A 22,869-nucleotide genomic window follows, 5' to 3' on the forward strand; every position below is an offset into this window, starting at 1 on the left:
GGGCCGGCCGCGACCCGTCTCCCCGGAGGCCGGTCAGGGCGCGAGCTCCTCGCGGACGATCGCTGCTCCCGCGCTCAGCGCGCTGAGCTTCCCCCAGGCGAGGTCGCGGGGCAGCGGTGCCATGCCGCAGTTCGTGCTCGGGAGGAGCAGGTCCGCGTCGACGAACCGGAGGGCGCGGCGCAGGGTGTCGGCGACCTCCTCGGGCGTCTCGACGGTCCCGCTCGCCACGTCGATCGCTCCGAGCATGACCTTCTTGCCACGGACGAGCTCGATCAGCTCCATCGGCACGTGGGAGTGGTGGCTCTCCAGCGAGACGATGTCGAGCGAGGACTGCTGGAGGAGCGGCAACGACTCCTCGTACTGCCGCCACTCCGACCCGAGGGTCGCCTTCCAGTCGGTGTTCGCCTTGATCCCGTAGCCGTAGCAGATGTGCACCGCGGTCTCGATTCGGAGTCCCTCCGCCGCCCTCTCCAGCGCGGCCACGCCCCAGTCCTGCACCTCGTCGAAGAAGACGGTGAAGGCGGGCTCGTCGAACTGGACGATGTCGACTCCGGCGTCCTGAAGGGCTCGCGCCTCCTCGTTGAGGATGGTCGCGAACTCCCACGCCAGCTTCTCGCGGCTCCCGTAGTGCCGGTCGGAGAGAGTGTCGATCATCGTCATCGGGCCGGGCAGCGCCCACTTGATGGGCTGATCGGTCTGCTCGCGCAGGAACCGGGCGTCGTCGGCGAACACGGGCCTCTCGAGCCCTACGGCGCCGACGACGGTCGGCACGCTCGCGTCGTACCGGTCGCGGATGCGCACCGTCTCGCGCCGCTCGAAGTCGACGCCCGTGAGGTGCTCGATGAACGTCGTGACGAAGTGCTGCCGGGTCTGCTCCCCGTCGCTGACGATGTCCAGGCCCCGGTGGTGCTGCTCGTGGACGGCGGCGCGCAGGGCGTCCTGCTTGCCCTCGGCCAGGGCGTCGCCGGTCAGCCGCCACGGGGACCACAGGGTCTCCGGCTGCGCGAGCCACGACGGCTTCGGCAGGCTGCCGGCGATCGATGTGGGCAGGAGCGGGAGGGACGTCGAGGATACGCGGGCGCTCATCGGACCGCTCCCGCGTACCCGGCGGCCCACTGCCGCAGCCGCTCCCCGTGCGGCTTCATGAGGTGCTCCTCCGCGAACCGCCCCTGCTCGACCGCGAGCCGGCCGCGCTCCTCGCGGTCGTAGGAGACCGCGGGCCGCACGTAGTCCTGCTGCTCCAGGTCCGGCCGGTAGACGTCGGCGGCGGCCGAGCGCGCGCCGTAGATCTCGGGCCGGTAGATCCTCTGGAACGTCTCCATCGTGCTGATCGTGGCGATGAGCTGGAGGTCCGAGTAGTCCTCCAGCAGGTCGCCGCCGCAGTAGAACGCGAGCGGCGCCGTGCTGCCCGGCGGCATGAAGAAGCGGACCCCGAGGCCCATCTCCGAGAAGTACCGGTCGGTCAGCGAGAGCTCGTCCTGCCGGTACTCGACGCCGAGGATCGGATGGAGGGTCCCGGTGCGCCGGTACGTCCTGCTCGTCGAGACGCTGATGCAGATGACGGGCGGCGTCGACGAGAGCTCCGCGTACTGCGCGGAGTCCCGGAAGTGCTGGAAGAGCGCGCCGTGCAGGACGCCGAAGTCGTCGGGGACGGTGAAGCCGGCCTGCGAGGTGTTGACCGCCGGCAGCCGCACGCTGAAGTCGTGGTCGCGGAGGTAGGAGGAGAAGTTGTTCCCCAGTGTCCCCGGCTGACATCGGCCGGTGCGGCGGTCGAGGATCCGGGTGCGCAGGACCTCCAGCAGGGGGAACTCCCGGTCCTCGCCGTCCGCGGTGAGCCGCAGCCCGACGGAGACGATGTCGAGCCCGACCGTGTAGCGGCCGCGGCTCGGATCGTCGCCCGGCACGAGATCGTTCAACCGGTCGTCGATCATCCGCAGCGCGGTCCGGAGGTTCTCCCGGCGGCGCTCGCCGCGGGCCAGATTCGCGAAGTTGGTGGTGATCCGGGAGCTCTGGGCCGGCGAGTAGTCCTCGTCGAAGGGGGTGAGGGTGATGCTGAAGGCGGGTTCGTTCGTCATGATCGGCCGATCGGTAGGAGGGACAGGGGCGGGGGCACGATCAGTGCGGGTGGTCCTCGGTCAGCTTGAAGCCGAGTCGGCCGTGCGCGAAGGCGGCTCCGGCTCCGATGGCGGCCGCGACCCAGGCTGATTCGGCGAGCTCGGTCTCGGTCGCACCGGCGCGCACGGCGTTCTGGCCGTGGCCGTCGATGCAGTAGACGCACTGCTTGCTGATGCCCACGGCGTAGGCGATGAGCTCGCGATACTTGAGCGGGATCTCGCGACCCTGCGGAGCGAAGACGGCGGTGTCGAAGGCGGTGAACGCCGCAAGGACGTCGGGGGTCTCCTTCTTGTAGGCGGCGGTGTAGCGGCGGTCGGCTGCGCGGTCGTAGTAGGCGTCGGTCATGGTCTTCCTTCGGAGGTCGGAGAGGGGGCGGAGGGGATGAGGTCACGGCCGGGCGGGGATCTCCAGGCCGAGGTTCTCCCGCAGGGTCGTGCCCTCGTACTCGGTGCGCAGCGAACCGCGCTCCTGCAGCAGCGGCACGACGCGGTCGACGAACTCGTCCAGACCACCCGGGTGCAGGTGCGATCCGAGGACGACCCCGTCGCCGCCTCCGCTCTGCACGAACTCGTCGAGACGGTCGGCGACCTGCTCAGCCGTGCCCACGTACTCCGTGCGGTCGAAGACGGTCTCGGCGAGACCGCGGAGGGTGAGGTCGCGCTCCTGAGCGAGCGCACGCCAGGCGCGCACGGTCCCCGTGCGATCACCGTGGATCAGTGCGCGGCCCTCGATCAGCGGCGGCGCCTCGAGGTCGGGCTCGAGATCGGGTACCGGCCCGTCGACGTCGAAGCCCGACAGGTCCCGGTTCCAGACCTGCTCGAAGAGCACCTGGATCGTGCGCGGTGTGAGTTGCTGATCGCGGATCCACCGCGCTCTCTCCTCCGCCTCCGCAGCGGTGCCGCCGAGGACGACGGCGGCTGACGGGAGGATCCGCACGGAGCCGGCCGGGCGACCCGCCGCCGCGACCCGGGCCGCGATGTCGCGCGCGAACTCGTGCGCCTCAGGTCCCCGGTGGTAGGGGGAGAAGATCACGTCGGCGCTCGACGCCGCGAAGTCGCGACCCTGCGGAGAGACGCCCGCCTGCACGATCACCGGGCGGCCCTGCGGGCTGCGCGGCACGGTGAAACGGCCGGAGACGTCGAACTGGCTGCTCGAGACGGCGAACGACCCCGTCGACGAGTCGGCGAGGAACTCGCCGGAGGGGGCATCGGCTCGCACGGCGTCGGAGGTCCAGGTGTCCCAGAGCGTCGTCACCGCGCGGACGGCCTCCTCGGCACGGGCGTAGCGGTCGGCGCGGTCGAGGAAGCCGCCGCGGCGGAAGTTCGCGCCCGTGAAGGCGTCGAAGGACGTGACCACGTTCCATCCCGCTCGTCCGCCTGAGAGGTGGTCGAGGGTCGCGATCTGACGGGCGAGCTCGAAGGGCTCGTTGAACGTCGCGTTGAGCGTGCCGACCAGGCCGATGTGCTCCGTGACCGCGGCCAGCGCGGCGAGGAGCGGCAGAGTGTCCGGTCGTCCGGCGATGTCATGGTCGAACGGGCGCCCCGCGCGCTCCCGCAGGGCCAGACCCTCGGCGAGGAAGAAGTAGTCGAACCGCCCGCGCTCCGCGGTCTCTGCGACGCGGCGGAACGTCGAGAAGTCGACCTGGCTGCCGGCGTCGGGGTGCTCCCACAGGGTGTGCTCGTTCACCCCGCCCACGTAGGCGGCGAGGACGATCTGCTTCGGTCGCCGCGTCATGACTGCTCCTCGGAGGCGTAGCGGTTCGGGATCGACGTGGGCAGGCCCAGGGCTGAGCGGAGGGTGCGGCCCTCCTCCGTCCCGACGAGCAGACCGCGTCGGCGCAGCTCGGGCACGAGGTCGTCGGCGATCAGCGGCAGATCGGTGGCGAGAACCGCGGGTCGGAGGCGGACGCCGTCGTAGCCGAGCCGTGAGAGCTCGGCGATGCGGTCGGCGACGGACGCGGCCGACCCGGCGGCGACGGCGGCGTCGCCGGTGAGCGGTCGGCCGAGAGCGTCGAGGCGCGAGAGTCTGGCCGCGGCGGACTCCGCCGGGGTGTCGAGGACGACGACGAGGTCGGCGAGGACCCGCAGGCGCTCGCCCGTGCGCCCCGCCCCGCGCTCCGCCTCGGCGATCTCCTGGAGGATCCTCTCGGCGTCCGCTGCGTTCTGAGGCGTCGCGAACACGACGTCGGCCGAGCGCGCGGCGAAACGGTACGGGATGTCGGCGTGTGCGAGCGCGGCGACGACGGGCTGCCCCTGCGGCGGCCGGGGAGTGATCGCGGGGCCGCGCACCGAGAACCAGCGTCCTGCGAAGTCGACGCGGTGCACCTTGTCGGCGTCGAGGAAGCGATCGGTGGCGACGTCGCGGATCTCGGCGTCGTCCTCCCAGCTGTCCCAGAGTCTCCGTGCGACCTCGACGGCGTCGGCCGCCTCCTCGAAGAGCTCGTCGACGACGGCGCGGATCGCGGGGTCCTCGAGAAGGGGCGTGCCCGGCTCCGGCGGCACGATCGCCGCGATTCGTCGTCCGACGTGCGAGGCTTCGTCGACGCGTGACGACACCCTGACCTGCCAACCGCCCCGCCCCCGGCTCAGGTGGTCGAGCGTCGCGACGGCCTTCGACACGTGGAAGGGCTCCGTGTGCGTCACGGTGACCGTGGGCACGAGACCGATGCGGCTCGTGAGGGGGGCGACGTAGGAGGCGATCAGCAGCGCGTCGAGCCGGCCGCGGACCTCGTCGGTGCGGTCGTCGGCCAGGAAGGGGTCCGCCGATTGCAGGGCGAAGGAGTCCTCGATCGTCACGAAGTCGATCCCGCCGCGCTCCGCCCGCTGCACGATGTCCGCCCAGTACGCGCCGGTGAAGAGCGCGTCGGGACGGGCGCCAGGCTCGCGCCAGGACGCGGGGTGCCAGCCGGCGCCCTCGAGGGCGACGGCGAGGCTGAGGGGTGGGGCGGCGGTCATCGTGCTCCTCGGATCAGGGTGCCGGCTCGGACGAGCTCCTCGTCGTCGAGTGCGCGGAGGCGGCGCAGCAGCGCGCGCGCGACCTTGTCGTTCTCGCGGAACGACACTGCGTTCGTGCCCGGCCGGGAGAAGGCGCCGACGAACGGCGAGTCGGTGTACGGGCCGATCGCGTACCGGCGGCCGACGCGGCCTCCCGCCGTCGAGCGCAGCAGGGTGTCGTCCTGGTGCACGCGCAGCCTCCCGGTCGACAGGAGAGTGTCGCCGACGTCGACGAGGTCCTCGACCGCCGACCCCGACGCGACGAGCGCTCGCATCAGCGCGTCGTCACTCCTCGCAACGGACGTCCGGGGGAGGCGCGCGTCGACGAGAGCGTCAGCGAGGACGACCTGATCGGTCGCCCCGCCGCTCGCGACGAAGCGGCCCTCCTCTTCGGAGGTCTCCACACGGATGCCCGGGCCGAGGAAGTCGACGACGCCCGCGTCCGAGAGTGCGAGCAGCTCCTCGAGACGGTGCGCGGGCGGCCCGCTCGCGAGGAAGCTGAACCAGCTGAGCCACCATCCGTGCAGATCCTCGATCCGCGAGCGGGGCGTCCACCTCGCGGACGCGGTGAGATCGGCGACGAGGAAGTGGCTGCGCAGAAGCGCGAGGAAGAGCGCCATCGTGGCGCTGTGCTCCTGCCGGCTGCGCAGAGCCAGGTCGTCCCGGATGTAGGCGCGCACCGCCTCCTGCAGCGCCGAGCCGTCGGCGAACCGCACATCGGCGAACGGGCGGTCGAGATCGGGGAGGAGCAGCCTGTCGAGGCTGTCCGGCACAGTGTCCGCGACGAGCGCGGTCAGGGTCCGCGCATCTCCGAGGACCCGCTCGGCGTCGGCCCCGAGTGCGGGGAGAGCGTACCCCTGTCCCGCTTCGGGTCGCGGGCCGCGGGAGCCGGTGAGGACCGAGGCGCGCGGGTCGAGCCGCGAGAACACCTCCGAGAAGTGCGTCCAGTCGGTGCTCACCCGGTCGGGGTGCCCGGTGAAGAGCTCACGGTAGTAGCCCCAGAGCATCTCCTGGGCGATCAGGGGCCAGACGTCCTCGCTGAAGTCGAGCGGGCGGTGTCGCGAGCGCAGCTCCTCCACGACGGACGCCGAGAACCAGCGGGGCTCGGGCGCGGCTCCCTGGAGCGTCGAGCCGATCTTCGAGTGGTAGGGGACCCCGCGGCGGCTGCCGATCAGGATGCGCGGCTCACGTCCCGACGGGTGGTAGCGCAGTCCGCCGGCGTCGTCCCGTTCGAAGCGGCCGCCCCGGCCCTCGGTGAGCAGCACCAGGAGGTCGACCGCGACGAGGCCGAAGCCGCGCACGATCACGTCGCGTCCGGCGCGGAGGGATCCGAGGTCGGCGTCGGCCGTGAACGACGGCGGCAGGTAGGCGAGGCCGTGGCGCTCGGCGAACCCGGCCAGCCGGGTCTCGTCGACCGTCGGCAGAGCGCCGCTGTGCCCGAGCGAGAACAGGACCAGGTCCGCCTCGATCACGTCGCCGGAGTCGAGGACGACCCGCTGCGCACCGTCGTCGCGGCCGAGCACCTCGACGACACGCGCCGCGTGCTCGCGGACCTCGACGTCAGGGCGGAGAGCGGCGAGCGCCTCCCGGTGGAACCAGCGCAGATAGAGGCTCTGCAGCCGGCGGGTGGGGAAGCTGTCGGCGCGGAGCCCGTCGAGCTCGCGGCGCACGGCTTCGTCGCCCTCTGCGAGCGCGATCCGGCCGGCCCGCACCGCCTCCGCCCACTCGATCAGCGAGGGTCCGGGGCGCACCGGCCCCTCGATCGTCGCGCTCGCGTCGGTGAACATCGTCACGTCGGCTGCGAGCGAGTTGAGCTTCAGCAGCGGCGACTGCTCGTAGCGCCAGATCCGGCCGGGGCCGACGGGGTACGGGTCGACGACGTGGACGACGAGCGCGGCCGGCCCGAGGGCGTCCTCGGCGGCGTTCGCGGCGAGGCGCTCGAGGACCCCGACCGCGCGGGGACCTCCCCCGACGATCACGAGGGAGCGGGTCCCGTCCGATGGCGCTGACATGCGTCCACGATGACTCTTCCCCCGTGAGGACGCCGCTCTGTGACGACTCGTGACGATGTGAAGAAGTGTGTAGCGGCGGGTTGGAGCCGGGTGGCCGCGGACCCTAGCGTCGGCCCCCACGGCGTGCAGAACGGTGCGCCCCGACAGGCAGGAGCCTCGAGTGCCCATCGAATTCCTCGGCATCGCCGCGCTCAACGACGGCAGCGAGACACGAGCACGCAGCGGCGCGAGCTTCGACCCGGAGTACACGGTGCGTCTGGCCGCGGCTCATGAGGACAGCGGGTGGGACCGCATCCTGTTCGCCTACCACTCCGGAGCCCCCGACCCCGCCGTCGCCGCCGCTTTCATCGCGTCGCGGCTCGAGCGCATCCAGCTGCTGCTGGCGCACCGGCCCAACGTCTCCTACCCCACGGTCGCGGCGAAAGCCTTCGCGACCCTCGATCAGCTGAGTGGAGGCCGCCTGAGCGTCCACGTGATCACGGGCGGGTCGGACGCGGACCAGGCCGCGGAGGGCGACTACCTGAGCAAGGACGAGCGCTACGCGCGCACCGCCGAGTACATCAGAATCGTCAAGCAGGTCTGGACGACCCGTGAGCCGTTCGATCACGTCGGGGAGCACTACCGCTTCTCCCGGTTCGTCAGCGACGTCTGGCCGGTGCAGCAGCCTCGGCCGCAGATCTCGTTCGGAGGCTCCTCTCCCGCCGCTCTGTCCGTCGGTGCCGCCGAGAGCGACGTCTACGCGCTCTGGGGCGAGCCGCTGCGGGACACCGCCGAGCAGATCCGCAGCATCCGGGAGGCGGCGGCGGCGGCCGGCCGCGACGTCGCGCCGCGCATCCAGGTCGCCTTCCGACCCATCCTCGGGGCCACCGAGGAACAGGCCTGGGAGAAGGCGGAGGGGATCCTCCGCCGCATCGAGGCGCGCACCCGCGAGACCGCCCCCGGAGGCCTCGCCGCGCCGGAGAACACCGGCTCGCAGCGCCTCCTCGCGATCGCCGCCGCAGGCGACCGTTTCGATCGCGCGCTCTGGACCAGGGCGGGAGTCGCCGCGGGAGCGCGCGGCAACTCGAACGCCCTCGTCGGGACGCCGGAGACGGTGGCCGCCGCGCTGCTCGACTACGTCGATCTCGGGGTCGACATCATCTCGGCGCGCGGCTACGACTACGTCTACGACACCCTCGACTTCGGTCGCCACGTGATACCGCTGGTGCGCGAGGAGGTCGCTCGACGCGACGCCGCGGCCGCCCAGGCCGCCGAGGAGGCCGCTCGTGTCCTCGCCTGACACCGTCGCGGCCGACGAGTTCGTCCATGTGCGGGCCGATGACCCGCGGGCCCGGCCCCTGCTCGACGAGCTCGAGCGCGAGTACGACACCCGCTACGGCACCGCCTGGGGCGAGCCGGCATCGGCCGAGCTCGCGCGCTACCCGAGCGAGGTGTTCGCCCCGCCGGAGGGATCCTTCGTCCTGCTTCTGCGCGACGGCACCGCGATCGCCGGAGGCGCGCTGAAGAGATTCGACGACACGACCGCCGAGCTCAAGCGCATCTGGACATCCTCGGCGCACCGTCGGCAGGGACTCGCCCTGCGCGTGGTCGCCGAGCTCGAGGCGGAGGCCCGCCGGCTCGGCTACTCGACCGTCTACCTCACGACCGGGCCGCTCCAGCCGGAGGCGCAGCGGCTCTACCTCACCGCGGGCTACACACCGCTCTACGACGTGACCCAGCCTCCGGAGGTGGTCGTCCTGCACGGCTATGCGCGGACGCTCACCGATCGGCCGCTCGACGTCGCGAGGATCCGGACCGCGCACGACGACTCCTTCGCGCAGCTCACCGCGTCCCTGCCCGACGGCGGAGCACGCCTGCGCGGTGGCGTCACGGGGCGTGCCTCATGAGCGGCACGATCGCGCCGCCTCGACCGCGGGACACGTCCGGCCCCCTTCCCGGAGGCATCGACCTCGCCCGACTCGGCGAGCGGCCGGTGCTGCCGCTGCGCCACCCGGTGCGGTGGGTGGTCGCCGCACTGGTCCTCGTGCTCCTGCTGAACGCCGGACAGACCCTCTTCACGAACCCGTCGTGGGAGTGGCCGAAGGTCGGGACCTGGCTCTTCAGTCCGGCGATCCTGAAGGGGCTGCAACTGACGCTCCTCGCCACCGCCATCAGCGCCGTGATCAGCTTCGTCGGAGGCATCGTCGTCGCCGTAGCCCGGCTCTCGGGCAATCCGGTGCTGTCGACGCTCAGCTGGGTCTACATCTGGCTGTTCCGCTCGGTGCCGCTGATCCTCGTCCTCATCTTCCTGTTCAATCTCGGCAACCTGTATCCGACCGTCGGCATCGGCATCCCCTTCGGTCCGCAGTGGTCGGTGCCGACGGTGTCGCTGCTGCCTCCGCTCGCCCTCGGCGTGATCGGCCTGAGCCTGTCCGAGATCGCCTACAGCGCCGAGGTCGTCCGTTCCGGGGTGCTCGCGGTCGATCAGGGGCAGCACGAAGCGGCGAAGGCGCTCGGGATCCCGCAGCGCCGCCAGTTCACCCGCATCGTCCTCCCGCAGGCGCTCCGCTCGATCGTGCCCGCCTACGTGAACCAGATCATCGGCCTGCTGAAGGCGAGCTCGCTGCTGTTCTACGTCTCGCTGCTCGACCTGTTCGGGGTCGCTCAGAACCTCGGCAGCACGTACCCGACGGACATCATCCCCCTGCTCGTCGTCGCGACGATCTGGTACCTGGTGCTGACCTCGGCGATCTCGGTCGTGCAGTTCTACATCGAGCGCTTCTACGCCCGCGGCGCGCACCGGGAGCTCGCGCCCACGCCCCTCCAGCGGGTGCGGCGCTCGCTCGCCGGCCTGAGGAGTGCGCGATGACCGCCGCCATCGAGATCCACAACGCGACCAAGTCCTACGGCGACCGGACCGTGCTCCGGGGAGTCGACCTGCGCGTCGAGGCGGGCACCGTCACGGTTATCCTCGGTCCGAGCGGCTCGGGCAAGTCGACCCTGCTGCGGGCGATCAACCATCTCGAGAAGCTCGACGAGGGGTTCGTCTCCGTGAACGGCGAGCTGATAGGGGTGCGGCTGCGCGGCGGTCGGCTCAAGGAGCTGCGCGAGAAGGAGATCCTGCGCCAGAGGGCGAGGATCGGCTTCGTCTTCCAGAGCTTCAACCTCTTCCCGCACCTGACGATCCTCGAGAACGTCACCGAGGCGCCGATCTCGCAGGGGCAGCCGCCCGCGGAGGCCCGCGAGCGGGCACGCGCCCTGCTCGAGCACGTCCGTCTCGCCGACAAGGCGGCGGCCTATCCGAGGCAGCTCTCCGGCGGCCAGCAGCAGCGCGTGGCCATCGCGCGTGCGCTCGCGCTCGACCCCGAGGTGATCCTCTTCGACGAGCCGACCTCGGCTCTCGATCCCGAGCTCGTCGGGGAGGTGCTGCAGGTCATCCGGTCGCTGGCCGAGAGCGGCCGCACCCTCATCGTCGTGACCCACGAGATCGGCTTCGCCCGCGAGGTCGCCGACCGGGTGGTGTTCGTCGACGACGGCCTCGTCGTCGAGCAGGGCAGCCCGAGCGAGGTCCTCGACCGCCCGCAGAATCCGCGGACCCGCGACTTCCTCGGCCGAGTCCTCGGCTGAGCCCCCGCACTCCTCCTCTTCTCCATCCGCACGACAGACACAGGAATCGAATCATGACCAGACCGCACATCACTCGTTGGACCAGAGTCGGGGCGCTTCTCGCTGCCGCCGCGCTGACGACGGGCCTCGCGGCCTGCTCCGGTGCCGCCGCCTCCGACCCGGCCTCCCCGGGAGCCGCCTCCGGCACCACCACCGTCACCGTGGGTGCCCTCTCCAACGGAGCGGCGACCGAGACGGACATCGACGTGCCGGTCGTCGACGAGATCCGCGGCACGCTGCCGCAGGAGATCCTCGACCGCGGGACCCTGACGATCGGCGTCGGCGCTCTCCCCGCAGGCTTCCCTCCGCTCGCGTTCACCGGGACCGACACCGAGACCCTCACCGGCTCGGAGCCCGATCTCGGCCGCCTCGTCGCCGCCGTCCTCGGGCTGCAGCCCGAGGTGGAGAACTCCACCTGGGACAACCTCTTCGTGGGCATCGACACCGGAGGCAGCGACGTCGGCTTCTCGAACATCACCGTCACGGAGAAGCGCAAGGAGAAGTACGACTTCGCCTCCTACCGCGCCGACACCCTCGCGTTCCAGGTCCTCGCCTCGAACGACTGGGAGTTCGACGGCGACTACGAGAACCTCGACGGACTCACCGTCGCGGTCAGCAGCGGCACCAACCAGGAGAAGATCCTGCTCGAGTGGCAGGCCCGTCTGCAGTCCGAGGGCAGGTCCCTGGAGATCACGCGACTGCCCGATGCCAACTCCGTCACTCTCGCTCTCGGCTCCGGCCGGATCGACGCCTACTTCGGGCCCAACCCGACGACGGTCTACCAGAACCGGATCTCGGAGGACGGCGCCGACCCGACCCGCAACGCCGGCACGTTCTCCGGAGCGGGCGAATCGCTCGACGGGCTGATCGCGGCGACTGTGAAGAAGGACTCCGGACTCGCCGAGCCGATCGCCCAGGCCCTCGGCTACCTCATCGGGAACGGTCAGTACCAGGACTGGCTGTCGGCCTACGGCCTGCAGGACGAGGCCGTGGACGAGGCCCTGGTGAACGCGCCCGGGCTCCCGCTCGACAACAGCTGAGCCGCCCCCGCCTCGGGCGCCCCGATCGACCAGCGGGGCGCCCTCCGCCCGCTTCCCCGAGGACTCCCATGCACCTGTTCGACTCGCTCACGCGCGAACGACTCGACCGCCCGACGAGCCGCAAGTGGAGCCTCCGCCCCGGCACCATCGGAGCCTGGGTCGCCGAGATGGACTTCGGTACGGCGCCGGCCGTTCGGAGGGCACTGCACGACGCCGTGGCCGGCGACGTGCTGGGCTATCTGTCCCCCTCGACTGCGGGCGAGCTGGGCGAGGCCGCCGCGGAGTACCTCGCTGAGCAGTACGCGTGGACGGTCGACCCCGCCCGCGTGCACTCCGTCTCGGATGTCATGGCCGCGCTCGGAGTGGCCGTCACCGAGTTCTCCCGCCCCGGCTCACCGGTGATCGTGCCTACCCCCGCTTACATGCCGTTCCTCACCTACCTGTCGGCCATCGGACGCGAGGTGATCGAGGTCCCGGGAACGATCGTCGACGGCCGCTGGGAGCACGACCTGGACGGGATCGATGCGGCCTTCGCGCAGGGAGCGGGCGCCCTGGTGCTCTGCAATCCGCACAACCCGACGGGCTCGGTCCTGCCGCGGTCCGAGCTCGAAGGTCTCGCCGCTGTCGTCGAGCGCCACGGCGGGCGGGTCTTCGCCGACGAGATCCACGCGCCGCTGCGGTTCGACGGCGTCCCCCACATCCCTTACGCCTCGGTCTCGGAGGAGGCCGCCCGGCATTCCGTCACCGGAACGAGCGCCTCGAAGGCGTGGAACATCCCCGGCCTGAAGGCCGCGCAGCTGATCACCACGAACGACGCAGACGAGGACGTCTACTCGCGCTTCGGGTTCGCGGTGCAGCACGGCGCTTCGAATCTCGGCGTGATCGCCTCGACGGCCGCCTACCGGGAGGGCGGAGCGTGGCTCGACGAGGTCGTCGACTACCTCGACGGCAACCGGCGCCTCATCGCCGACTTCCTCGCCTCCGAGCTGCCCCGGATCGGGCACCGCACCCCGGAGGCGACGTATCTCGCCTGGTTCGACCTGGGTGCTCTCGGCCTCGCCGATCCCGCGCAGCACCTGCAGCGCGAGGCGGGAGTGACGCTCACCTCCGGACGCCTGTGCGGCGCCGGCTACGCCGACCACGTGCGTCTCGTCTTCGCCATGCCGCGTCCCCTCCTCCTCGAGACGCTCGAAGCCGTGCGGGCCGCCGTGTGAACGGCGGAGCGCCTTCGCGGGGACTCGACGAGGTGGGACGGCGGAGCACCGAGGCGGGCGGCATCGCACGACAGTGGCGAGGAGCCGTCCTTCAGCGCCTCCGCTCCCTCTGCACCCCCGATGAGGCCGGGCCGCCGGCGGTGGACCGGGCGGCCTCGCGTGTCGAGGCTGTGCAGCTCGCCCACGAGATCGAGCACGGATTCTTCCGCCCGGTGCCTGGCCGGGCGCAGGATCCGGAGTGAGACGGGGCGGACCCCCCTACGTCCCGAAGAGGTTGGCGCGGGTCCCGCCGGGAGCGAGCTCGTCGCGGAGGATCCCGCGGCGGCGCAGCACGGGGACGAGGTCGTCGAGCATCCGGTGCAGGGTGACCGGGTGCAGGTCCCCGGAGAGGAGGAGCCCGTCGCTGCCGCCGTCGTCGCCGAGCTCCTCGACGAAGTCGGCGAACTCCTCCGCGGTGCCGACGAAGCCGGCGCGCTCGGCGACGCGGCCCTTGCGCGCCTTCCTGATGAGCAGCTCCCGCAGCGGAGCGTCCTCCGTGCCGCCGTAGAGGCCGGCGATGGTGCCGTGCGAGACGTGCTCGCCGAACACCGACCGCGGGACGGGGAGGTCCAGGTCCAGCCCGGTGAGGTCGGTCTCCAGGTCGCTCGACCAGCCGAGCGCGATCCGCCGCAGCGCGTCCTCGTCGGGGTGGCGCGACGCCTCGACGACGCGCGCGGCCTCCTCCGGGCTCGACACGATCTCGGGCTTCACGACGAAGAGCACGCGCAGGTCGTCCGCCGTCCGCCCGTGCTGCTCGGCCGCGGCGAGCACGCGCGCCCGGTAGTCGCGGACCGCCCGGGCCTCCAGAGGGGCGAGCGCGAGCTGCACGTCCGACTGCGTGCCGGCGAAGGCCAGCCCGCGGGGGGAGCCGCCGGGGGAGACGACGATCGGGTCGCCGTTCGCAAAGGGGACGGCGTTCAGGGGTCCGTCCACGCGGAAGTGCTCCCCGCGGTGCCGGAACGCGTCGATCCGGGTGCCGTCGGCGTAGCGGCCCGACTCGGGGTCGGCCACCAGCGCGCCCTCCCCCCAGCTGTGCCAGAGCCGGCGGACGACCGCCATCCACTCGTCGGCCCGGTCGTAGGCCGCGTCGTGCGACAGCGGCTCGAGGCCCACGTGGCGGGCGCTGCCGACGTCGGTGACCAGGTTGATCCCGAAGCGGTCGGAGCTGAGGTGCTGCAGCGTCGCCGCCTGCCGGGCGGCGAGGTACGGGGGCGTGATGCCGGCGTTGATCGTCGGCGCCAGCCCGATCCGCTCGGTCGCCGCGAACAGGTACGGCGCCAGGAGGAGCGGATCGTGCTTCGGCCCGCCGTACGCTCCCCGCACCCGCAGGTCGAGCGTCTCCGGGGAGCCGAGCGAGACGGCGTCCTCCATCACGATCAGCTCGAAGCCGGCCTGCTCCAGCTCGCGGGCCGACTGCTGGTAGAGGCCGGGCTTCGTCCAGTCGTGGTTCCACTCCCGGTAGGGGTGCCCCCATCCCTGCGGTCCGAAGCCCCGGGAGAAGAACCAGCCGAAGTGCTGACGGCGCGCCACGCTCACACCTCCGCGAGCGCAGGGAGGGCGCGTGCGCGCACCGCGGCGAGCCCGCGCTCGAGGTCGCGGAGGAGGTCGTCGACGTCCTCGATCCCGATCGACAGCCGGAGGAGCCCGGGGTGGATCCCGGCGGCGGCGCGCTCGGCGGGGGTGCGTCCGGCGTGGGTGGTCGACGCGGGGTGCAGCACCAGCGAGCGCACGTCGCCGAGGTGGGTCATGTGGCTGAACAGCTCGACGGCGTCGATGAAGGCGGCCGCGCCCGCCTCCCCACCGGCCACGGTGAAGGAGAAGACGGAGCCCTGCCCGCGGGGGAGCAGGCGCTGCGCGAGGGCGAACGACGGGCTCGACTCCAGGCCGGAGTAGTCGACCGACACGACCTCGGGCCGCCCCTCGAGGAAGCGGGCGACGGCGAGGGCGTTCGCGGAGTGCCGCTCGACCCGCAGCGACAGCGTCTCGACGCCCTGCCGCAGCAGGAAGGAGTTCAGCGGTGACGGCGTCGGTCCGAGGCGGGAGACCACGATGTCCCGCGTGTACGAGACGAAGGCGCGCCGGCCGTGCTGCTCGGTCCAGCTGCGGCCGCCGAACGACCGCTCCTCCTGGTTGAGGTGCGGGAAGAGCGCGGGGCGCGCCGCCCAGTCGAACGTGCCGGCGTCGACGATCACGCCGCCGAGGGCGGAGCCGTGCCCGGCGAGGAACTTGCTGGTCGAGTGCACGACCACGTCGGCCCCGTGCTCGATCGGGCGGAGGAGGTACGGGGTCGCGAGCGTGTTGTCGACCACGAACGGGAGCCCGTGCCGGTGCGCGATCGCGGCCAGCGCCGGGAGGTCCAGCAGATCGTTCTTCGGGTTCGGGATCGGCTCGCCGAAGAGGACCCGGGTGTCGGGCCCGATCCGCCGCTCCCACTCGCCGAGGTCCGACGCGTCGTCGACGAAGTCCACGCCGATCCCGAGCCGACCGAAGTTCTGCACCAGCAGCCCCCGGTTGCCCTCGTACAAGCGGCGCGACGAGAGCACCCGGTCGCCGGCCTGCAGGATCCCCAGGAGAGCGGAGGCGGTGGCCGCCTGGCCGCTCGCCACCAGGATCGCCTCGGCGCCGCCCTCGAGATCGGCGAGCCGACGCTCGACCTCCTCGGTGGTCGGGTTCCCGTTGCGGGTGTAGAGGTAGCCCTCGTCCTCGCCGGCGAACCGCTCGCGGGCGTGCTCGAAGCTGTCGAACACGAAGCCGGCGCTGAGGTGCACGGGCGTGACGCGCGCTCCGTGGGCGCCGTCGGGCGCGGCACCGGCGTGCACCTGGCGCGTGGAGAAGCCGGCCGCCGCGGAGGCGCGGGATGCGGGCGCGGAGGTCATGGTCGCGGTGGTCGCCGCAGCAGTGGTCGCGGTGGTCGCCGGTGCAGTGATCGTCACGGTGTGCTCCTGTCCAGACGCCCGGAAGGCGGATGCCGGGAGCCTGTCAGGCCGAGGGGAGTGCGCGCCGGATCGTGACGGAGTGTGACTGCGCGGGTCGTGGACGTCGACCGCTCGGCGTCCACGGGTCGTGCCTCAGCTGTGCGTCGTGTTCGCCCGGATCTCCTCGACGGACAGCTCCGGCGCACCGCCCGCCGCAGCCGCCGGGTCCATCCAGACGAAGTCCCAGTGGTGGCCGTCGAGGTCGTCGAAGCTCTTCGAGTACATGAAACCGTGGTCCTGCTCGCCGGCCGGGGTCGCGCCCGCGGCGAGGGCCCTGCCGTGGAGGGTGTCGACCTCCTCCCTGCTGTCGGCGCTGAGGGCGAGCTGCACCTCGGTCGAGGTGGTGGCGTCGATGATCGGCTTGCTGGTGAACTCGGCGAAGAACTCCCGCGTGAGCAGCATCGCCGTGATCGTGTCGCTGATCACCACGCTGACGGCGTTCTCGTCGCTGAAGCCCTCGTTGATCGAGTAGCCGAGCGACTCGTAGAAGGCCCTCGCCCGGGCGAGATCGGCGACGGCCAGGTTGACGAAGAGCATGGTGGGCATCGGTGCACCGTTCCTGTCGGGACGCCGGTGGCGCGCCGCCGCCGGTCGTGACTGCATGATGATGACCGGCCGGCGGCGGTGTCAAGGAAGCGCTGCCGAGACGGCGGTGGATGCCCGGTGCGGGGCGACCGGAGGAGGATGCGGCGCGCGAGCGGGGAGCGGCTCATCGTCGTGAAGCCCTTTGGGAAGGGTCGTCACGGCTCCGCGTGCGCGCCAGTTCTGGTGGAAGCCGCGCCTGTACGGAGAAGGCTGTTGTTCCCTCGGCCGCTCGAACCTATGGTCGGCGATCGTGACCGCGGCGGCGGGGCTCCTCCTCCGTGACGGACCGCTCGGAAGGGTTGACCATGCGACGAAGCAGAACGTTCCACCTCTCGATCACCGCTGTGATCGCCTGCCTGACCGTCGGGACGGTCGCACCGGCCCCAGTCGCTCCTGCCGCCTCGACGAGTGTCCCGGTCGTCGTGAGCCGCGTCGACGGCATGTCCGCGGGATTCCTCAGCGGTGTCGACGTCTCCTCCGTCCTCTCCCTCGAGGAGAGCGGGGTCGTCTTCCGCGAGAGGAGCGGCTCTCCGGCGGATCTCTTCGCCGTCCTCGCTGATGCGGGCGTCACGGCGGTCCGGGTCAGGGTGTGGAACGATCCGTTCGATGACCGCGGCCGAGGCTACGGCGGCGGGAACGTCGACGTCGGGCGAGCCGTCGAGGTCGGCAGACGCGCCACGGCTGCTGGACTGGGAGTGCTGGTCGACTTCCACTACTCCGACTTCTGGGCGGACCCCGGTCGTCAGCTGGCTCCGAAGTCGTGGGCCGGCTCGACGCCGGAGGCGACGGCAGCAGCCGTGCGAGGCTTCACGGTCAGCGCGCTGCGGAGGTTCGAGGACGCCGGCGTCGACGTGCGCGTCGTTCAGGTCGGAAACGAGACGAACACCGGGATGGCCGGCTACTCCCGCGACGCCACATCGATGGACGCCTCCCTCGCAGCGCTCTTCGCAGCGGGTGCTTCCGCCGTGCGGGAAGTGCTGCCGCATGCTCTTGTCGCTCTGCACTTCACGAACCCGGAATCCGTCGGGCGGTACTCGGCGATCGCCGCGGGGCTCCACCGCTTCGGAGTCGACTACGACGTCTTCGCGAGCTCCTACTATCCGTACTGGCACGGCTCGACCGCGAACCTCACCGAGGTGCTGGCCCAGGTCTCACGGACCTACGGCAAGAAGGTGATGGTCGCCGAGACCTCGTGGCCGTACACCCTGACGGACGGCGACGGGCATCCGAACGTCATCGCCACTGCTCCCTCTTCGAGCCGGTACCCGATCAGTGTGCAGGGCCAGGCGACGGCTCTCCGGGATGTCGTCGCAGCAGTGCGCGATGTCGGATCGACGGGCATCGGCGTCTTCTACTGGGAGCCGGCCTGGCTGCCCGTCGGTCCTCCATCGGCTCTCGCCGCGAACCGGTCGCTCTGGGAGCGCTTCGGCGCGGGATGGGCGACGAGCCGCGCCGCGGGCTACGACCCGGTCCACGTCGGCGGGAGTCACGGCGGATCGGCCTGGGACAACCAGGCCCTGTTCGCTGCGGACGGCCGTCCCCTTGAATCCCTGCGCACCTTCGAGTACCTTCGCGGCACCCGCGGTTCCCGCGAGGTCTCGACCTCGGAGTGAAGCAGGTGGTCGATCCTCAGTGGTCCCGCCGCACGACCCGGACGCCCTTCCCCGGAACGACCACGGTCCCGTCCACGGTGCTGCCGGTGATGAGCTCGAGCGTGCCGGGGCTCGCGACCGCCGCGTCCGTCTCGGCATGGTTGATGAGGAAGGTGAAGTCCGCGACGTCACCGTGGCGGACGACGACTTCGAGCCCTTCCATTGTCTCGGCGGGTGGAGTGATGCCGGCGTCCGTGAGCAGGGTGTCGACGAAGTCCGCGAGGTCGTCGCCCCGGAGCCGCGTGGAGAGGTACCAGGCCGATCCGTCGCCGAGCACGTTGCGGGTGATCGCCGGTCCTCCGGCAGCTGGTCCGGTGGCGTACCGCGCTCTCTCGACCGCGCCCTCGAGGGCGATGTCGTCGGTCCAGCCGCTTCCTCGCGCTCCGGAGTCGAGCTCGACGACCTCGCCGTCGCGGAGCGGCAGGAACTCGGGGATCGAGAGGCCGAGGACCTCGCGAAGGGCGCCGGGGAAGCCGCCCTCGTGCACGGCGTCGTTCTCGTCGACGATCCCTGAGAAGTAGGAGGCGGCGAACGTGCCGCCGGCGCGGACGTACTCGGTCACGTTCGAGGACGACGTCCGGTCCATCAGGTAGAGCGAGGGGGCGAGGACGAGGCCGTAGCCGCTGAGATCGGAGTGGGGGTGGGCGAAGTCGACCGTGACACCGCGCTTCCAGAGCGCGGAGTAGAAGGCCTCGATCCGCTCGCGGTGATCGAGCTCGACCGAGGGCCGCCACTCCAGATCGTGCGCCCAGAAGGACTCGATGTCCCACAGGATCGCGACGCGAGTCCGGACGACGGAGCCGAGGACCGCTGAGAGGCGGTCGAGGTCGGCGCCGAACTCGACGACCTCCTTCCAGACCCGCGTCCGCGCCCCGGCGTGGGGGAGCATCGCGGAGTGGAACTTCTCGGCTCCGTACCGGGAGGCCCGGAACTGGAAGAAGAGGACCGCGTCGGCCCCGCGCGCGAGATGGCTCGCGGCGTTGCGTGCGAGCTCACCGGGGCGTTTCGCGATGTTGCGCGGCTGCCAGTTCACCGCCGACGTCGAGTGCTCCATGAGGATCCACGGACGCCCTCCGGCGAAAGATCGCGTGAGGTCGGCGTCCATCGCCAGCAGCACGTGGTTGTCGTGGCGCTCTGCGGCCAGGTAGTGGTCGTTCGAGACCAGGTCGACCTCGCTGCTCCATCTCCAGTAGTCGATCGAGGGGCAGTTGGTGGCCATGAAGTTCGTGGTGACCGGCTTGTCCGAGTAGCGCTTGATCGCGTCGCGCTCCGCCGTGAAGCAGGCGAGGAGCGCGTCCGAGGTGAAGCGGGCGAAATCGAGCCGCTGCGTCTGGTTCACGACGGTGGCCGCGACCCGTGGCGCGTCGATCTCGTCCCACTCCCCGTACACCTGGCCCCAGAAGAGCGTGCCCCACGCCGCGTTCAGAGCGCCGAGCGTCGCGTACTTCGCCTGCAGCCAGGCGCGGAAGGCCGCGACAGAGTAGTCGGAGTAGTCCTCGCTGACCGGAGCGCCGTACTCGTTGTGCACGTGCCAGAGGACCACCGAGGGATGCGCGGCGTAGCGCTGCGCGAGCTGCTCCGTGACGGCGACGGCCGCCGCCCGGTACTCGGGCGAGCTCGGGCTGACCATGCCGCGCGAGCCCCGGCCCAGGGTGACGCCCTCCCGGGTGACAGGGTGGGAGTCCGGGTACGCCTTCCAGAACCAGGCGGGCGGGACGGTCGTCGGGGTCGCGAGGTCGACATCGATCCCGGCGCCGTGCAGCAGATCGAGCAGCTCGTCGAGGAACCCGAAGTCGTACCGGCCCTCCTGCGGCTCGAGCAGTGCCCAGGAGAAGATCCCGACGCTGACGAGGTCGACGCCCGCCTCGCGCATCAGGGCGACGTCCTCCGCCCAGACCTCCCGCGGCCACTGCTCGGGGTTGTAGTCGCCTCCGTAACGCAGCCCCGGCCGCCCCGGGATCCACGGAGCACGGGGGAGCGGACGCCCGTCGGCTCCGGGGAGCCGGTAGCGGAAGGCGGAGGGGGTGTCGCCGGTAGCGGTGGTCATGCGAGCTGTCTCCTTCGGCTGTGCGCGGTCCCAGTGTCGTGCCCTGGTGCGGGTGGCTGCGCCACTGTTGACAGGACCATACACGTATGGCTAACTGTAACCGCTCACAGGGCACGCCGCCGTCCTCCTCCCGAGCGGAGGCGCCGGGGATCGACGAACCAGCTTCTTCAAGGAGGACGAATGCACATCCCGTTCCGCAGGATCCGCTCCCTCGGCGCCGCCGCTGTCACCGGAGCGCTCCTGCTCACCGGTTGCTCCACCGGCTTCGACGACGGAGCCTCGGGCACTGTCGAGCTGACGTATTGGGCCTGGGCGCCGAACCTCGATCAGGTCGTCGACATCTGGAACGAGGACCACCCGGAGATCCAGGTCACCGTCAGCAAGCAGGACGGCGGCGACCCCGCCATCACCAAGCTGCTCACCGCCGTCAAGGCGGGCAGCGGAGCCCCCGATCTGGTTCAGGCCGAGTACCAGAAGATCCCCACCCTCGTCGCGGCGGATGCTCTGGCCGACATCTCCGACGAAGGCGCCGGCGATCTGGAGGGCAGCTTCTCCGACGGCACCTGGTCGGCCGTCACGCTCGGAGGTGATGCCGTCTACGCGATCCCCCAGGACTCGGGGCCGATGATGGCCTACTATCGCGCGGACATCCTCGAGAGCCTCGGCCTCGGCGTCCCGACGACGTGGGAGGAGTACGCCGCGGCCGCGGAGGCCGTCCACGCCTCCGACCCGGCCCGACACCTGGGCACCTTCTCCTCCAACGACGCGGGCTGGTTCGCCGGCCTCGCGCAGCAGGCCGGAGCCTCCTGGTGGTCGACGGACGACCGGAGCTGGGGCGTCGACATCGACGCCGGACCGACCGAGAAGGTCGCGGCCTACTGGGGAGAGCTCGTCGAATCCGGGGCGATCGGCAACACGCCGATGTACACGCCGGAGTGGAACGCAGGGTTGAACGACGGTTCGCAGGTCGGCTGGATCAGCGCCGTCTGGGCACCCGGCGTGCTCAGCGGCAACGCCCCCGACACGAAAGGCGCGTGGATCGCCGCAGCTCTGCCGCAGTGGGACGCCGCGAACCCCTCCAGCGGGAACTGGGGAGGAAGCACCACGGCAGTCACCAGTCAGACGAAGAAGACCGCGGCCGCTGCCGAGTTCGCGACCTGGCTGAACACGGATCCGGTGGCGGTCGCGGCACTCGCCGAGGTCGCGGGCGTCTACCCGGCGGCGACCGAGGCGGCGAGAGCAGCGCTCAGCAGCCCGCCCGACTTCTTCAGCGCCCAGGGGGACTTCTCCGACATCGCCGCCGCCGCCTCCGAGTCGGTCGCTCCGTTCACCTACGGGCCGAACGTGAACGTCGCCTTCAGCGCGTACAACGACGAGTTCGCGAAGGCCGCCGCCGCGAGGACGCGGTCCGCCTTCGTCGACGCCGTGGCCGAGATGCAGCGGATCACCTCCGACGACCTCGTGAAGAGCGGCTTCTCCGTGGAGTGACCGGTGCGCGGCCCGCGTCCACCATCGGGCCGCGCGCCTCCCGGCGGCGAGGATCCGGCGCCGCTTCCCGACCGCTCTCGTTCCGAAGGACTCGGCATGGCTCCCCCACCCCTGACTCTCCCGACCGCGCCGCCGAGGAGAGGTCGACTCGGCACCGGCTTCCGCGCCCGAGTACTCGCTCCCTATGCGATGCTCGCACCGGCGATCGTGCTCTTCGCCGCCTTCATGGCCGCGCCGATCCTCTACACCGTCATGCTCAGCTTCCAGAAGAAGCAGGCCGTTGGGCTCGGCCTGGGTTCCGGCGGCCGGAAGCAGGTCTTCGCCGGCATCGAGAACTACCTCGGGTCGCTCAGCGATCCGGAGTTCGGGGCCAGCGTCGGACGGGTGCTCCTCTACGGGCTCGTCCTCATCCCGTGCATGCTCGGTCTCGCGCTCCTCTTCGCTCTCCTCCTCGACGCGAGGCGGGCCCGTGCGGTCTCGTTCTCGAGGGTCTCGATCTTCCTGCCTTACGCCGTACCGGCCGTCATCTCCTCGCTGCTCTGGGGATTCCTCTACCTGCCGGCCGTCTCGCCTTTCGCGTACGTGATTGAGCGGCTGGGCGGGGAAGCCCCCGACATCCTGTCCTCCGGCGCCGTCGTCTTCGGGATCGCGAACATCGCGCTCTGGGGCGGCGTCGGATTCAACATGATCGTCATCCACACCGCCCTCCAGGCCATTCCCTCCGACGTCTACGAGGCGGCACGGATCGACGGGGCGAGCGATCTGCAGATCGCGCTGCGCATCAAGATCCCGATCGTCACCCCCGCTCTGGTGATGACGGCGCTCTTCTCGATGGTCGCAACTCTGCAGGTGTTCGCCGAGCCGACGACGCTGCGACCGCTGACCAACAGCCTCTCGACCTCCTGGTCCCCGCTGATGCTCGTCTACCGGGACGCGTTCACCCGCGACGACATCCACTCCGCCGCCGCGACCTCCGTCGTGATCGCGCTCGCCAGTTTCGCCGTCTCCTTCCTCTTCCTCCGGGTCGTGCAGAAGCGAGCCTTCGGACAGGAGGACTGATCCGT

The 22,869-nt window shown here is 71.3% G+C and carries 19 protein-coding genes; 9 read left to right on the plus strand and 10 right to left on the minus strand.

The features are described 5' to 3' along the window. Window positions 1–33: 33 nt before the first annotated feature. The 6 genes from C5C95_RS10155 to C5C95_RS10180 are packed head-to-tail and all read right to left on the minus strand — an operon-like array spanning window position 34 to window position 7,120. Complete coding sequence (locus tag C5C95_RS10155) at window positions 34–1,086, minus strand: methionine synthase (RefSeq protein ID WP_104324371.1); 1,053 nt, start codon at window positions 1,084–1,086, stop codon at window positions 34–36. Continuing rightward, on the minus strand, window positions 1,083–2,075 hold the full coding sequence (locus C5C95_RS10160; RefSeq protein ID WP_104226543.1) for a putative oxygenase MesX: 993 nt from the start codon (window positions 2,073–2,075) through the stop codon (window positions 1,083–1,085). The genes C5C95_RS10155 and C5C95_RS10160 overlap by 4 nt, the downstream gene beginning before the upstream one ends. 40 nt (window positions 2,076–2,115) lie before the next feature. After that, a complete protein-coding gene (locus C5C95_RS10165; protein ID WP_104223293.1) occupies window positions 2,116–2,460 on the minus strand; it encodes a carboxymuconolactone decarboxylase family protein in 345 nt (114 codons plus the stop codon). Window positions 2,461–2,502: 42 nt separating this feature from the next. Next, a complete protein-coding gene (locus C5C95_RS10170) occupies window positions 2,503–3,849 on the minus strand; it encodes an NtaA/DmoA family FMN-dependent monooxygenase (RefSeq protein WP_104324372.1) in 1,347 nt (448 codons plus the stop codon). After that, the gene (locus C5C95_RS10175) at window positions 3,846–5,069 is read right to left on the minus strand and encodes an LLM class flavin-dependent oxidoreductase (RefSeq protein WP_104226542.1); all 1,224 of its coding nucleotides are present in this window, start codon (window positions 5,067–5,069) and stop codon (window positions 3,846–3,848) included. The genes C5C95_RS10170 and C5C95_RS10175 overlap by 4 nt, the downstream gene beginning before the upstream one ends. After that, complete coding sequence (locus C5C95_RS10180) at window positions 5,066–7,120, minus strand: FAD/NAD(P)-binding domain-containing protein (RefSeq protein ID WP_104324373.1); 2,055 nt, start codon at window positions 7,118–7,120, stop codon at window positions 5,066–5,068. The genes C5C95_RS10175 and C5C95_RS10180 overlap by 4 nt, the downstream gene beginning before the upstream one ends. 160 nt (window positions 7,121–7,280) lie before the next feature. Between C5C95_RS10180 and C5C95_RS10185 the strand changes: the two genes are divergently transcribed. The 6 genes from C5C95_RS10185 (at window position 7,281) to C5C95_RS10210 (ending at window position 13,019) form a co-directional block, all read left to right on the plus strand. Next, window positions 7,281–8,399, plus strand: a complete 1,119-nt coding sequence (locus C5C95_RS10185) for an LLM class flavin-dependent oxidoreductase (RefSeq protein WP_104324374.1) — start codon at window positions 7,281–7,283, stop codon at window positions 8,397–8,399. Beyond that, the gene (locus C5C95_RS10190) at window positions 8,386–9,006 is read left to right on the plus strand and encodes a GNAT family N-acetyltransferase (protein ID WP_219814754.1); all 621 of its coding nucleotides are present in this window, start codon (window positions 8,386–8,388) and stop codon (window positions 9,004–9,006) included. Before C5C95_RS10185 ends, C5C95_RS10190 begins: the two co-directional genes overlap by 14 nt. After that, a complete protein-coding gene (locus C5C95_RS10195; protein ID WP_104233982.1) occupies window positions 9,003–9,968 on the plus strand; it encodes an amino acid ABC transporter permease in 966 nt (321 codons plus the stop codon). Before C5C95_RS10190 ends, C5C95_RS10195 begins: the two co-directional genes overlap by 4 nt. Further along, complete coding sequence (locus C5C95_RS10200) at window positions 9,965–10,726, plus strand: amino acid ABC transporter ATP-binding protein (RefSeq protein ID WP_104223287.1); 762 nt, start codon at window positions 9,965–9,967, stop codon at window positions 10,724–10,726. The genes C5C95_RS10195 and C5C95_RS10200 overlap by 4 nt, the downstream gene beginning before the upstream one ends. A 53-nt stretch (window positions 10,727–10,779) precedes the next feature. Beyond that, a complete protein-coding gene (locus tag C5C95_RS10205; RefSeq protein ID WP_104324375.1) occupies window positions 10,780–11,805 on the plus strand; it encodes a transporter substrate-binding domain-containing protein in 1,026 nt (341 codons plus the stop codon). A 68-nt stretch (window positions 11,806–11,873) separates the two neighbouring features. Next, on the plus strand, window positions 11,874–13,019 hold the full coding sequence (locus C5C95_RS10210; RefSeq protein WP_104324376.1) for a MalY/PatB family protein: 1,146 nt from the start codon (window positions 11,874–11,876) through the stop codon (window positions 13,017–13,019). 258 nt (window positions 13,020–13,277) lie between these two features. Here C5C95_RS10210 and C5C95_RS10215 read toward each other — a convergent pair whose 3' ends face one another. The 3 genes from C5C95_RS10215 to C5C95_RS10225 form a co-directional block, all read right to left on the minus strand. Beyond that, a complete protein-coding gene (locus C5C95_RS10215) occupies window positions 13,278–14,588 on the minus strand; it encodes an LLM class flavin-dependent oxidoreductase (protein ID WP_104283987.1) in 1,311 nt (436 codons plus the stop codon). Window positions 14,589–14,590: 2 nt separating this feature from the next. Then, window positions 14,591–15,934 carry an O-acetylhomoserine aminocarboxypropyltransferase/cysteine synthase family protein gene (locus C5C95_RS10220; RefSeq protein WP_104324397.1) on the minus strand — a complete coding sequence of 448 codons (1,344 nt, stop codon included), beginning with the start codon at window positions 15,932–15,934 and terminating at the stop codon, window positions 14,591–14,593. A gap of 192 nt (window positions 15,935–16,126) precedes the next feature. Next, a complete protein-coding gene (locus C5C95_RS10225; RefSeq protein ID WP_104238888.1) occupies window positions 16,127–16,579 on the minus strand; it encodes a VOC family protein in 453 nt (150 codons plus the stop codon). A 344-nt stretch (window positions 16,580–16,923) separates the two neighbouring features. Here C5C95_RS10225 and C5C95_RS10230 point away from each other — a divergent pair, with 344 nt between their 5' ends. Next, window positions 16,924–18,231: a glycosyl hydrolase 53 family protein gene (locus C5C95_RS10230; protein WP_104324377.1), complete on the plus strand. Its 1,308-nt coding sequence runs from the start codon at window positions 16,924–16,926 to the stop codon at window positions 18,229–18,231. Between the two features lie 16 nt (window positions 18,232–18,247). On the opposite strand, the gene C5C95_RS10235 is transcribed toward C5C95_RS10230, so the two are convergent. Continuing rightward, complete coding sequence (locus C5C95_RS10235; protein WP_104324378.1) at window positions 18,248–20,317, minus strand: beta-galactosidase; 2,070 nt, start codon at window positions 20,315–20,317, stop codon at window positions 18,248–18,250. 180 nt (window positions 20,318–20,497) lie between these two features. Here C5C95_RS10235 and C5C95_RS10240 point away from each other — a divergent pair, with 180 nt between their 5' ends. Continuing rightward, window positions 20,498–21,805 (plus strand): ABC transporter substrate-binding protein, encoded by a 1,308-nt coding sequence (locus C5C95_RS10240; RefSeq protein WP_104324379.1) that lies wholly within the window; start codon window positions 20,498–20,500, stop codon window positions 21,803–21,805. 96 nt (window positions 21,806–21,901) lie between these two features. Continuing rightward, a complete protein-coding gene (locus C5C95_RS10245) occupies window positions 21,902–22,864 on the plus strand; it encodes a carbohydrate ABC transporter permease (RefSeq protein WP_104223278.1) in 963 nt (320 codons plus the stop codon). Window positions 22,865–22,869: the final 5 nt, after the last annotated feature.

It is taken from the genome of Rathayibacter sp. AY1B7 (assembly GCF_002932735.1).
Classification (GTDB): Bacteria; Actinomycetota; Actinomycetes; order Actinomycetales; family Microbacteriaceae; genus Rathayibacter.

Coding starts and splice junctions, on each gene's coding strand:
- C5C95_RS10155 (WP_104324371.1), bottom strand. CDS start 1,086: ATGAGCGCCCGCGTATCCTCGACGTCCCTCCCGCTCCTGCCCACATCG.
- C5C95_RS10160 (WP_104226543.1), bottom strand. CDS start 2,075: ATGACGAACGAACCCGCCTTCAGCATCACCCTCACCCCCTTCGACGAG.
- C5C95_RS10165 (WP_104223293.1), bottom strand. CDS start 2,460: ATGACCGACGCCTACTACGACCGCGCAGCCGACCGCCGCTACACCGCC.
- C5C95_RS10170 (WP_104324372.1), bottom strand. CDS start 3,849: ATGACGCGGCGACCGAAGCAGATCGTCCTCGCCGCCTACGTGGGCGGG.
- C5C95_RS10175 (WP_104226542.1), bottom strand. CDS start 5,069: ATGACCGCCGCCCCACCCCTCAGCCTCGCCGTCGCCCTCGAGGGCGCC.
- C5C95_RS10180 (WP_104324373.1), bottom strand. CDS start 7,120: ATGTCAGCGCCATCGGACGGGACCCGCTCCCTCGTGATCGTCGGGGGA.
- C5C95_RS10195 (WP_104233982.1), top strand. CDS start 9,003: ATGAGCGGCACGATCGCGCCGCCTCGACCGCGGGACACGTCCGGCCCC.
- C5C95_RS10200 (WP_104223287.1), top strand. CDS start 9,965: ATGACCGCCGCCATCGAGATCCACAACGCGACCAAGTCCTACGGCGAC.
- C5C95_RS10205 (WP_104324375.1), top strand. CDS start 10,780: ATGACCAGACCGCACATCACTCGTTGGACCAGAGTCGGGGCGCTTCTC.
- C5C95_RS10210 (WP_104324376.1), top strand. CDS start 11,874: ATGCACCTGTTCGACTCGCTCACGCGCGAACGACTCGACCGCCCGACG.
- C5C95_RS10220 (WP_104324397.1), bottom strand. CDS start 15,934: ATGACCTCCGCGCCCGCATCCCGCGCCTCCGCGGCGGCCGGCTTCTCC.
- C5C95_RS10225 (WP_104238888.1), bottom strand. CDS start 16,579: ATGCCCACCATGCTCTTCGTCAACCTGGCCGTCGCCGATCTCGCCCGG.
- C5C95_RS10230 (WP_104324377.1), top strand. CDS start 16,924: ATGCGACGAAGCAGAACGTTCCACCTCTCGATCACCGCTGTGATCGCC.
- C5C95_RS10235 (WP_104324378.1), bottom strand. CDS start 20,317: ATGACCACCGCTACCGGCGACACCCCCTCCGCCTTCCGCTACCGGCTC.
- C5C95_RS10240 (WP_104324379.1), top strand. CDS start 20,498: ATGCACATCCCGTTCCGCAGGATCCGCTCCCTCGGCGCCGCCGCTGTC.
- C5C95_RS10245 (WP_104223278.1), top strand. CDS start 21,902: ATGGCTCCCCCACCCCTGACTCTCCCGACCGCGCCGCCGAGGAGAGGT.